A 10,661-nucleotide genomic window follows, 5' to 3' on the forward strand; every position below is an offset into this window, starting at 1 on the left:
GTCGACGGTGCGCGGCGCGCTGCGCATCGGCACCATCCTCGATCCCGAATTCACGCGCCTGGGCATGTTCCTGCGCGAGCTGGTCGAGTCGGCGCCGCAGATCGAGACCGAGCTGCGCCACGGCATGAGCGGCACGGTGCTGGCACAGGTGCTGCGCGGCGAACTCGACGTGGGCTTCCATCTCGATGCGGAAGGCGATGCGGCCGGCGGCGATGCCGCGCTGGCCGCGCGCACCCTCACGCGCTTCACCTACCGCGTGGTGGCGCCGGCTGGCTGGGGGCCGCAGGTGACGGGGCGCGACTGGAAGGCACTGGCGGCGCTGCCCTGGCTCGGGACGCCGCCCGAGTCGGCGCACCACCGGCTGCTCGAGCGCGTGTTCGGGCCGCTGGGGCTGGCGCCGCGCCGCGTGGCGCTGGTCGACCAGGAGGCCTCGATGCTCGACCTGCTGAAGTCGGGCGTGGGCCTGAGCCTGCTGCGCGACTCGATCGCGATCCGCGAGAGCCAGGCCCACGGCCTGGTGCTGGCCGACCGGGTGCAGCTCGACTGCGCGCTGCGCTTCGTGTCGCTGGCGGCGCGGCGCAACGAGCCGGTGATCGCGAGTGCCTGGGATGCGCTGACCCGCGCCTGGAGCTGAGAAGGTACGGATGACCCGCTGCGCGCCCCGATCGGTCTCACGAAAAGTTAAGAAAGGCCTCAGGAAAAACGGCGTGCTTCCCTACGTAATCGAGGGTTCGGTCGCACATGGCGCCCCGGGGCCTACGGTTACGATGCGCGCTGCATTTTGAAACCTTTGGTTCGTCCCGCGCCTCTTTCCGCCTTCTTCCTCCTCCTCTTCCCACCCGCTCCCCCGGACCATGCCCTCCACCACGCCGCCTGCCGACAGCCCCGCTGCAGCCGACGTCGCCGCGACACCCCGCATCGAGTCGCGCGAACAGGACGGCAAGCGCTGGATCGTGGCAAGCGGCCGCTGGACCACGCTGGCGATGTCCTCGGCCTCCGACTGGCAGGCGCTCGCGAAGAGCCTGGACGCGCTGCCGAAGCAGGACGACGCGGCCTGGGACCTGCGCCCGATCGCGCAGCTCGACCACATCGGCGCGCAACTGCTGTGGGAGCGCTGGCGCCACGACTGGCCCGCCACGCTCGAGCTGGCGCCGCAGCACAAGGCGGTGCTCGACCAGGTGGCGCAATACACCGTAGGCACGCCCGAGGAACCGCCGAAGACGCTGGTCGAGCGGCTGCGCGACTTCTCGCACAACGGCCCGCGCGCGATGGGCGTGACGCGCGACTTCGTCGGCCTGATCGGCCAGCTCACGATCGACGTCGGCCGGCTGCTGGCGGCACCGCACCGCGGGCCCTGGCGCGACTTCTCGGGCCACCTCTACCAGTTCGGCGCGACGGCGCTGCACATCACGGCGCTGGTCGGGCTGCTGATCGGCGTGGTGCTGGCCTACCTGATCTCGCAGCAGCTGCGCCAGTACGGCGCCGAGACCTTCGTGGTCAACATCCTCGGCCTGTCGCTGGTGCGCGAGCTCGGGCCGGTGCTGGCGGCGGTGCTGATCGCGGGCCGCTCGGGCTCGGCGATCACGGCGCAGATCGGCGTGATGCGCGTGACCGAGGAGCTCGACGCGATGCGCGTGATGGGCATCCCGCACGGCTTCCGGCTGGTGATGCCGCGCGTGCTGGCACTCGCCATCGCGATGCCGCTGATCAGCCTGTGGACCTCGATGGCGGCGCTCTTGGGCGGCATGCTCGCGGCCGACGCGGCGCTCGACATCTCGCCGGCCTATTTCCTCTCGGCGCTGCCGCGCGCGGTGCCGATCGCCAACCTCTGGCTGGCCACCGCCAAGTCGGCAGTGTTCGGCATCCTGATCGCGCTGATCGGCTGCTACTTCGGCATGAAGGTCAAGCCCAACACCGAGAGCCTGGGGCGCGGCACCACCTCGTCGGTCGTGACCTCGATCACCGCGGTGATCCTGGTCGACGCGCTGTTCGCCGTGCTGTTCAAGGGCATCGGGTTCCGCGGATGAACACGCAGGCCACGCCCTCTTCCGCCGCGCCCGAGACCGTGGTCGACATCCGCCGCCTGTGGACCGTGTTCAAGAACACCGACGGCGAGCAGGTGGTGCACCGTGACCTCGACCTGCGCATCGAGCGCGGCGAGGTGCTGTCGCTGGTCGGCGGCTCGGGCACCGGCAAGACGGTGCTGCTGCGCCAGATCCTCGGGCTCGAGAAGCCCTCGAAGGGCACGGTCGAGGTGCTGGGCCAGGCGCCCGGCGAACTCAGCGCGGCGGGCGCGGCCAACGTCGGCATGCTGTTCCAGCACGGCGCGCTGTTCTCGGCCTTCAGCGTGCTCGAGAACATCGCCTTTCCGCTGCGCGAGCTCAAGCTGCTGCCCGACGAGCTGATCCGCAACGCGGCGCTGGTCAAGCTGCAGATGGTGGGCCTGGAGCCGCGCCATGCGAACCGCAGCCCGGCCGACCTGTCGGGCGGCATGATCAAGCGCGTGGCGCTGGCGCGCGCGCTGATCATGGACCCGCCGCTGCTGCTGCTCGACGAACCCACGGCCGGCCTCGACCCCGAGGCCTCCGACAGCTTCTGCGACCTGCTGCGCGGGCTGCACCGCGAGCTCGGCCTCACGGTGGTGATGGTCACGCACGACCTCGACACGCTGTTCGACCTGAGCACCCGCATCGCGGTGCTGGCCGACCAGAAGGTCATCGCCAGCGGCACCGCGCGCGAGGTGATCGCCTACCCGCATCCCTTCATCCACGAGTACTTTCTCGGTGGGCGCGGCCAACGCGCCCTGGAGGCGCTGCACGACCGACCCGCCCCCGAACGACATGCGCCGCGGCCCGAGGCCGGCGGCGCCGAAAGGTAGTCCATGGAAAACAAAGCCCATGCCCTCGCCGCCGGTGCCTTCGTGCTCGGCCTGCTCGCCGTGCTCGTCGGGCTGGTGGTCTGGTTCACGCGCGACAACACCGTGCGCAACATCTACGAGCTCTCCACGCGCGACGCGGTCAGCGGCCTGCAGCCGCAGGCGATGGTGCGCTACCGCGGCATCGCGGTCGGCAAGGTGACGCTGATCGACTTCGACCCCAAGGTGAAGGGCAACGTGCGCGTGCGCATCACGGTCGACGAGCGCGTGCCGCTGACCACCTCGAGCTTCGCCACGCTGAGCTACCAGGGCGTGACCGGCCTGGCCTTCATCGCGCTGGACGACAAGGGCGAATCGAACGTGGCGCTCAAGCCCGACAACGGCGATCCGCCGCGCATCCCGCTCAAGCCCTCGATGCTGGCCCAGCTGCAGGACCGCGGCGAGGCGATCATCAACCAGGTCGAGGAAGTGACGAAGCGCGCCAACCGCCTGCTCAACGACGACAACCAGAAGCGCGTGGCCGACGCGCTCGAGAACATCGCGGCCGCGACCTCGAGCGCCAACCAGCTGATGCTGCGCCTCGACGGCACCGTGAAGACCGGCGTCGCCCCCGTGCTGCAACGGCTGCCCGACACGCTCGATTCGGTGAAGAAGGCCGCGGGCGACGTCTCGCGCGTGGCGAACAACTTCAACGGCACCGTGACCCGGCTCAACGCGCCCGACGGTCCGGTGCAGCGGCTGGGCGACGGCACCAAGGCGCTGGCGCAGGCGGTCGACTCCTTCAACGCCGCCACGCTGCCGCGCGTGAACCGCGTGGCCGACGACACCTCGCACGCGGTGCGCCGGCTGGGCCGCGCGGCCGACAGCATCAACGACAACCCGCAATCGCTGCTGTTCGGCAACGGCGGCGCGGCGGCCGGACCGGGCGAGCCGGGCTTCACGCCGCCGGCCGCGAGCGGCAACGGCGCCAGGCCCTGAGGCCGCGGCATCCACGATGGCAGGACAACGACCATGAAGAACGCCACGCATCCCCTTCTCGCTCTCGGCCTTGGCCTCGCGCTGCTGCTGGCCGGCTGCGGCGCGCTGCCCGACAAGCCCCAGCGCGCCACGCTCTACGACTTCGGTCCCGGACCGATGGCGGCGCAGCAGGCGAGCAGCGCGCCGGCGGCGCAGGCCATGATCGCGCTGCCCGAGATCGAGGCCAATCCGCGGCTCGACGGCACGCAGATCCTCTACCGGCTCGGCTATGCCGACGCCAACGAACTCAAGCCCTACGGCCAGTCGCGCTGGAGCCTGTCGCCCGCGCAGCTGCTGCGCCAGCGGCTGCGCGACACGCTGGCCGAGCGCCGCACCGTGCTCGGCCCCGAGGAGAGCGCGACCATCGCGCGCGCCGAGGGCCGCGTGCCCGACACGCTGCGCCTGTCGCTCGACGAGTTCAGCCACTACTTCGATTCGCCCGGCGCGAGCGTGGGCCTGGTGCGGCTGCGCGTCACGCTCGTGCGCAGCGGCACCGGCGGCGACCGCGTGATGGGCCAGAAGCTGATCACCGTGCGCCGGCCCGCGCCGAGCGCCGATGCACCGGGCGGCGTGAAGGCGCTGGCCGCGGCCAGCGACGCGGCGATCGCCGAGATCGTGCAGTGGGTGGACCAGCAGCAACAGCAGCAGCCGCGGTAGTAAGCTGCCGCCAGCCGCGGCACCCCGCATCGGCCCACGGACGGAGACACGCACCATGAACGCCACCCGCATCGTCGGCATCATCCTGATCGTCGCCGGCATCGCCGGGCTGGGCCTCGGCGGCTTCAGCTTCACGCGCGAGACGCACCAGGCCAAGCTCGGGCCGATCGAGCTGTCGGTCAAGGAGAAGCAGACCGTCAACTTCCCGGCCTGGGCCGGCGTCGCGGCGATCGTGGTGGGCGGGGTGCTGGTGCTGTTCGGCGGCCGCAAGGGCTGAACGGCCTCGCGGACTCAGCCCCCGCGCGGTGCTGCCGGCGCGGCCAGCTTCTCCTTCACTGCCTGCACCATGCGGTCGCCCAGCACCAGTTGCCCCTGCATCGAGATGTGGGTGTCGTTGGGCATGTAGAAGTCGCGCATCGCGGTCTTCTGCTGCTGCGCGAACGCGAACAGGTCGGGACCGAGCCCGGCGTCGCCGAAGGCCTTCACGAAGTCCCGCGAATGCGCGGGCTTGAGGTAGGTGGTGGTCTTGTCGGGCACCATCATCCAGAGAATCGGCACCGTGCCCCGGGCCTGGCCGAAGGCCTGCAGCTGCGCCGCATGCGCGGCCGTGAGTTCGCGGCTGGCCTCGTCCTGGGCCAGGAACAGCGCCATCTCGCAGCGCCGATTGCTGAACAGCGCGCAGCCGTCGGCCACGGCGCGCGCATGCGTCTGCTGGTCGCAGCCGCTGCGCTTCTTGCCGGCGATGGCCGCGCGCGTGCAGCGCTGCGTGAGGAAGCCGGCGTAGATCTGGCCCTCCCAGTTGAGCGCGAAGCCCGGCACGTGGTCGAGCGGCGGCGACGGCACCTCGGGCTTGGCGACCAGCGGCTTCTTCATCTGCCGGCAGTCCCGCGAGCGCTCGAGGCGGAAATCGACGATCCGCTCCACGCTCTCGATGATCACCAGCTTGCCGCGAAAGCCGCCGGCTTCGAGCCAGTGGTCGAAGTCGTCGCACAGCGTCTCGTCGATGTCCTGCCAGTAGGTGGTGGCGACGCTGTAGCCGGCCTTGGCAAGCTGCGACTGCCAGCGGTGCGTGGCCGAGAAGCTGTCGCCGACGACCAGGATGTCGGCCTGTGCGACCGGCGTGCCGCGCAGCAGCGCCGGGTCGACCCGCGGCGGGTCGATGCGCCAGCCGAAGTCGTGGTCGGAGATGCGCCCGATGCGCGCGAGGTCGCCATAGGGCGCGGGCGTGAAGAGGGTCTGCAGCAGCAGCCCGACGAACACGGCGTAACCGATGCCGAAGATCCAGAGCCACAGCCTGGCGAAGGAAGAATTCATTGTCATGGCGCGGTCTCCCCGCGCATCTCGGCCTGGAAGCCATAGGAGTTGGAAAAGACGAGGTCGATGCCCTCGGCGCCATCTTCGCGCAGCCGCAGCAGGTAGCGGGTGCGCAGCGGTTCGCCGAGGATGCGTGCCTCCACGTCGAAGCTGCGCGCATCGCTCCAGCGGCCCCGGGTGGCGACCACCGGCATCGGGCCGCCCTCGGGGCTGGTGCGGAACAGGCCGTCGAGGCCGATCGGCGCGGTGAAGCGCTCGTCGGCGCCGCCGGGGCGGCGCGCGGCGGTCACGACCTCGTAGCGCGGGTTCGCGGGATCGAGCTCGAGCCGCAGGCTGCGCAGCCCGATCGGATTGGTGCCGAAGCGCCAGGTGCGGCCCGCGAGGCGCTGCGCCGCGTCGGGCACCGGGCCGACCTCGGAGGGCTTCTCGGCCGTGGCCCTCGCCACCGCGGCCTCGAGCGCGGCCTGGGCCGCGGCATCGTCGGCGACGGCGCCGCCGGCCTTGACCGACCGCAGGATGCGCTCGATCAGCAGAGGCACCGGCGCCGCGCGCGTGCTCGTGAACACCGCCACCGCGTCGGCCTCGGGCAGCACCACGATGCCCTGGCCGTTGTGGCCCATGGCCATGTAGATGCGGCGCGCGGGCAGGGTCCACCAGCCGTTGGCGTAGAAGAAGCCCGGCGTGCCGAGGTCCTTCATCTCGACCGTGGCCGCGAGGTTCTTCGCGACCCAGGCGGCCGGCACCAGCTGGCGGTCTTCCCAGCGGCCGCCGCGCAGGTAGAGCTGGCCGATCTTCGCCATGTCGCGCGGCTGCAGCGCCAGGCCGAAGCCGCCGACGGGCACCCCCTGGGGGTCCTGGCGCCAGCGCAGATCGGCGATGCCCAGCGGCTTGAACAGGCGCTCGGTGGCGTAGGCCTGCAGGTCGCCGCCGGTGCGCCGCGCGAGCAGGGCCGACAGCAGCTGCGAGTTGCCGCTGTTGTAGTTGAAGCCGGCGCCGGGCGCCTGCGCCATCGGGCGGCCGCGCACGTAGGCAACCCAGTCGCGCGCACGCTCCATCTCGATCAGCGAGACCGGCTTGCCGCGGTCGTTGAGCGGCTCGGTCCAGTCGATGCCCGAGGTCATGTCGAGCAGGTGCGCGACCGTGACCGCGCCGCGTTGGGGATCGGTGGCGTTGTCGAACACCGGGTCGTCGAGGCGCAGCCGGCCGTCCTCGATCGCGATGCCCGCGAGCGTGCCGACCACGGCCTTGGTGACCGAGTTGACCGCGTGGCGCAGGCCGGGGCGGAACGGCGCGTAGTAGGCCTCCACCACGATGCGGCCGTGGCGCACCACCAGCAGGCTGTCGAGCTGGTGGGTGGCGCCGAGCTCGACCAGCCGCGCGAGTTCGGCCGGGTCCATGCCCTGCGAGGCGGGCGTGGCGACGGTCCAGCCGGCGGTGGGCCAGGGGCCGTCGTCGGCCGCTGCGGCAGCGCCGGCGAAGGCGAGGGAGACGGACAGCGAGAGGGCCTGGAGGCCCGTGGCCATGGCGTGCGACGCGTTCATCGGCGGCTCGCCCCCAGCCGCTGCGACACCGCGTCCGCGCAGCCCTTGAGCGCGGTGCCGATGGCGCCGTCCCATGTCGTGTCGAAGATGCCGGCCGGGCCGATGGCGGTGATCGCGAGCACGATCGCGCCCGTGTGGTCGAACACCGGCGCGGCCATGGCGCTCACGCCCTCGATCACCTCGCCGTCGGAGCGGCTGATGCCGTGCGCGCGCACCTCCTGCAGCTGGCGCTCGAAATCGGCCCACGAGGGCAGCGGCTGCACCGGCGGCATGCCGGCCGGCGGCGCGGGCTCGGCCTTGCGCTGCTTCTGGCGCAGGCGCTCGGCCTCGAGCAGTTCGCGCACGCGCTCGGCATCGAGGTAGGCCGCGAACACCCGGCCCGAGGCCGTGTTGGTCAGCGAGAACACCGTGCCGTGGCGCATGTTGACGTGCACCGGCGAGGGCGATTCGGCGGTGCGCACGATGGTCGCGCCGCGCGCGCCCCAGACCGCCAGCGCGATGGTGTGGCCGGTCTGCTGCGCGAGCTGGGCGATGGCCGGGGTCGCGATGTGCACCGGGTCGGCCTGCTGCAGGCTGATCAGGCCCAGTTGCAGCGCCAGCGGGCCGAGCAGATAGTGGCCGCTCGCGCGGTCCTGCTCGATCAGCCCCAGCCGGCCGAAGCTCACCATGTAGGGATGGGCCTTGGCGGGCGTCATGTCGGCCTCGCGCGCCAGGTCCTTGAGCGCCATCGGCCGGCCGTGGTGCACCAGCGCGCGCAGCAGCTGGCCGCCGACCTCGATGCTCTGGATGCCGCGCTGGGCGCGGTCGGCGTCAGGTTGTGCTTCGTTCATGGAGTGGGGATTAGACATGAAGCGATTCGCGGCTTACACTCGCGCAAATTCGTTAACTGCAAATTCGTTCGCCCTAAACGAATTTCAACCACCCGCCACCCCACCCCCGAACACTCCACCGGAGACACACGATGAGCCAAGCCAAGAAATTCGCCAGCCAGGCCGACATGGAAGAGAAGAAGGTCACCTTCAGCCAGATCTCGGAACACGCCTGGGCCTACACCGCCGAGGGCGACCCGAACACCGGCATCGTGATCGGCGACGACTGCGTGCTGGTGGCCGACACCCAGGCCACGCCCGCGATGGCGGCCGACGTGGTGCGCCGCATCCGCGAAGTGACCGACAAGCCGATCAAGTACGTGGTGCTCACGCACTACCACGCGGTGCGCGTGCTGGGCGCGGCCGGCTACGGTGCCGAGCACATCCTGGCCAGCCAGGACACGCGCGACCTGATCGTCGAGCGCGGCGAGCAGGACAAGGCCAGCGAGATCGGCCGCTTCCCGCGCCTGTTCCAGAACGTCGAGACCGTGCCGCCGGGCCTGACCTGGCCCACCATGACCTTCACCGGCAAGATGACCCTGTGGCTCGGCAAGCTCGAGGTGCAGCTGCTGCAGCTCGGCCGCGGCCACACCAAGGGCGACACCGTGGTCTGGCTGCCGCAGGAACGCGCGCTGCTCTCGGGCGACCTGGTCGAGTTCGGCGCCACGCCGTACGCCGGCGACGCCTATTTCAAGGACTGGCCGCAGACGCTGGATAACGTCGCCGCCCTCAAGCCCGCCGCGCTGGTGCCGGGCCGCGGCGCCGCGCTGACCACGCCCGAGGCCGTGGCCGAGGGCCTGACGGGTACGCGCGACTTCATCGCCGACGTCTACGCCAGCGTGCAGGAAGGCGTGAAGGCCGGGCGCGACCTGAACGCGGTCTACAAGGACACCTACGAGAAGCTCAAGCCCAAGTACAGCCAGTGGGTGATCTTCGACCACTGCATGCCCTTCGACGTGAGCCGCGCCTACGACGAGGCCTCGGGCCATGTCGACCCGCGCGTGTGGACGGCCGAGCGCGACGTGGAGATGTGGAAGGCGCTCGAAGGCTGAGACGGGCGCTCCCTCCCCGCCGAGGGAGCGGCAGGACAGAAGAGACGGAGACAACGGACGTGAACGCACTCGCCACCGAAGCCGCGCAGGTCGACTACCAGAGCCTGCGCTTCGACTACCGCCGCCACCCCGACCAGGACGCGGCCCCGCCCGCGCGCCACCCGGTGGTGGTGGTCGGCGCCGGCCCCGTGGGCCTGGCGCTGGCCATCGACCTCGCGCTGCGCCAGGTGCCGGTGGTGCTGCTCGACAACGACAACACGCTGTCGACCGGATCGCGCGCGATCTGCTTCGCCAAGCGCACGCTCGAGGTCTTCGACCGGCTGGGCTGCGGCGACCGCATGGTCGACAAGGGCGTGTCGTGGAACATCGGCAAGGTCTACTTCCACGACGAGCAGGTCTACCGCTTCGACCTGCTGCCCGAGCCCGGCCACGAGCGCCCGGCCTTCATCAACCTGCAGCAGTACTACGTCGAGGGCTACCTGGCCGAGCGCGCGGCGCAGCTGCCGCTGATCGACATCCGCTGGAACAACAAGGTCACCGGCATCGCGCAGGACGCCGAGGGCGCGACGCTGACCGTGGAAACGCCAGAGGGCGAGTACCGCCTGGCCGCCGACTACGTGAGCGCCTGCGACGGCTCGCGCTCGAACCTGCGTCAGCTGCTGGGCCAGGAATCGAAGGGCCGCGTGTTCCGCGACCGCTTCCTGATCGCCGACATCACGATGGACGCGCAGCTGCCGACCGAGCGCCGCTTCTGGTTCGACCCGCCCTTCCATCCGGGCCAGAGCGTGCTGCTGCACAAGCAGGCCGACGGCATGTGGCGCATCGACTTCCAGCTCGGCTGGGAGGCCGACCCGGTGGAGGAGCGCAAGCCCGAGCGCATCGTGCCGCGCGTGCGCGCGCTGCTCGACAGCATCGGCCATGCGGGCGTGCAGTTCGAGATCGGCTGGGCCAGCGTCTACACCTTCGCCTGCCAGCGCATGGACAGCTTCCGCCACGGCCGCGTGCTGTTCGCGGGCGACTCGGCGCACGGCGTGTCGCCGTTCGGCGCGCGCGGCGCCAACTCGGGCGTGCAGGACGCCGACAACCTGGCCTGGAAGCTGGCCGCCGTGGTGCGCGGCGAGGCGCCCGATGCGCTGCTCGACAGCTATGCCGGCGAGCGCGAGTACGCGGCCGACGAGAACATCCGCAACTCCACCCGCGCCACCGACTTCATCACGCCCAAGAGCGAGGTCAGCCGGCTGTTCCGCGACGCGGTGCTGGCGCTGACGCGGCGGCACGCCTTCGCGCGCACGCTGGTCAACAGCGGCCGGCTGTCGGTGCCCTCGGTGCTGCGCGG

At 71.2% G+C, this 10,661-nt stretch carries 11 protein-coding genes; 8 read left to right on the forward strand and 3 right to left on the reverse strand.

What is annotated here, in order from left to right:
* The 6 genes from AC27VN_RS20215 to AC27VN_RS20240 form a co-directional block, all read left to right on the forward strand.
* Positions 1-634, forward strand: a 634-nt coding sequence (locus tag AC27VN_RS20215) for a substrate-binding domain-containing protein (protein ID WP_490877661.1), incomplete at its 5' end; no start/stop codon positions are given.
* A 220-nt stretch (positions 635-854) separates the two neighbouring features.
* A complete protein-coding gene (locus AC27VN_RS20220) occupies positions 855-2,027 on the forward strand; it encodes an MlaE family ABC transporter permease (protein WP_490877662.1) in 1,173 nt (390 codons plus the stop codon).
* Positions 2,024-2,878 carry an ABC transporter ATP-binding protein gene (locus tag AC27VN_RS20225; RefSeq protein WP_490877663.1) on the forward strand — a complete coding sequence of 285 codons (855 nt, stop codon included), beginning with the start codon at positions 2,024-2,026 and terminating at the stop codon, positions 2,876-2,878. Before AC27VN_RS20220 ends, AC27VN_RS20225 begins: the two co-directional genes overlap by 4 nt.
* 3 nt (positions 2,879-2,881) lie before the next feature.
* Positions 2,882-3,853, forward strand: a complete 972-nt coding sequence (locus AC27VN_RS20230) for an MlaD family protein (RefSeq protein WP_296780435.1) — start codon at positions 2,882-2,884, stop codon at positions 3,851-3,853.
* A gap of 33 nt (positions 3,854-3,886) precedes the next feature.
* A complete protein-coding gene (locus tag AC27VN_RS20235) occupies positions 3,887-4,549 on the forward strand; it encodes an ABC-type transport auxiliary lipoprotein family protein (protein ID WP_296780432.1) in 663 nt (220 codons plus the stop codon).
* Positions 4,550-4,604: 55 nt separating this feature from the next.
* Positions 4,605-4,826, forward strand: coding sequence for a hypothetical protein (locus tag AC27VN_RS20240; protein WP_057593185.1), 222 nt, complete (start codon positions 4,605-4,607; stop codon positions 4,824-4,826).
* 14 nt (positions 4,827-4,840) lie between these two features.
* Here the strand turns inward: AC27VN_RS20240 and AC27VN_RS20245 are convergent, their stop codons facing one another.
* From AC27VN_RS20245 to AC27VN_RS20255, 3 genes are read right to left on the reverse strand one after another with little or no spacing between them, the layout of a single operon-like run.
* The gene (locus AC27VN_RS20245; protein ID WP_490877664.1) at positions 4,841-5,869 is read right to left on the reverse strand and encodes an alginate O-acetyltransferase AlgX-related protein; all 1,029 of its coding nucleotides are present in this window, start codon (positions 5,867-5,869) and stop codon (positions 4,841-4,843) included.
* Entirely contained in the window at positions 5,866-7,386 is a 1,521-nt protein-coding gene (locus AC27VN_RS20250; protein WP_490877665.1) for a serine hydrolase domain-containing protein, read from the reverse strand. The genes AC27VN_RS20245 and AC27VN_RS20250 overlap by 4 nt, the downstream gene beginning before the upstream one ends.
* 14 nt (positions 7,387-7,400) lie before the next feature.
* A complete protein-coding gene (locus AC27VN_RS20255; protein ID WP_057593182.1) occupies positions 7,401-8,234 on the reverse strand; it encodes an IclR family transcriptional regulator in 834 nt (277 codons plus the stop codon).
* 131 nt (positions 8,235-8,365) lie between these two features.
* Between AC27VN_RS20255 and AC27VN_RS20260 the strand changes: the two genes are divergently transcribed.
* Positions 8,366-9,325: an MBL fold metallo-hydrolase gene (locus AC27VN_RS20260; protein WP_057593181.1), complete on the forward strand. Its 960-nt coding sequence runs from the start codon at positions 8,366-8,368 to the stop codon at positions 9,323-9,325.
* A gap of 59 nt (positions 9,326-9,384) precedes the next feature.
* Positions 9,385-10,661 (forward strand): FAD-dependent oxidoreductase (locus AC27VN_RS20265; RefSeq protein WP_490877666.1); only part of this gene is annotated, 1,277 nt, incomplete at its 3' end.

This window comes from Variovorax sp. 20P10.2.4 (assembly GCF_058244205.1).

Excerpts from the sequence above, each read along its gene's own strand:
- AC27VN_RS20245 (WP_490877664.1), bottom strand. The coding sequence starts at position 5,869 with ATGACAATGAATTCTTCCTTCGCCAGGCTGTGGCTCTGGATCTTCGGC.
- AC27VN_RS20220 (WP_490877662.1), top strand. The coding sequence starts at position 855 with ATGCCCTCCACCACGCCGCCTGCCGACAGCCCCGCTGCAGCCGACGTC.
- AC27VN_RS20225 (WP_490877663.1), top strand. The coding sequence starts at position 2,024 with ATGAACACGCAGGCCACGCCCTCTTCCGCCGCGCCCGAGACCGTGGTC.
- AC27VN_RS20250 (WP_490877665.1), bottom strand. The coding sequence starts at position 7,386 with ATGGCCACGGGCCTCCAGGCCCTCTCGCTGTCCGTCTCCCTCGCCTTC.
- AC27VN_RS20255 (WP_057593182.1), bottom strand. The coding sequence starts at position 8,234 with ATGAACGAAGCACAACCTGACGCCGACCGCGCCCAGCGCGGCATCCAG.
- AC27VN_RS20240 (WP_057593185.1), top strand. The coding sequence starts at position 4,605 with ATGAACGCCACCCGCATCGTCGGCATCATCCTGATCGTCGCCGGCATC.
- AC27VN_RS20260 (WP_057593181.1), top strand. The coding sequence starts at position 8,366 with ATGAGCCAAGCCAAGAAATTCGCCAGCCAGGCCGACATGGAAGAGAAG.
- AC27VN_RS20235 (WP_296780432.1), top strand. The coding sequence starts at position 3,887 with ATGAAGAACGCCACGCATCCCCTTCTCGCTCTCGGCCTTGGCCTCGCG.
- AC27VN_RS20230 (WP_296780435.1), top strand. The coding sequence starts at position 2,882 with ATGGAAAACAAAGCCCATGCCCTCGCCGCCGGTGCCTTCGTGCTCGGC.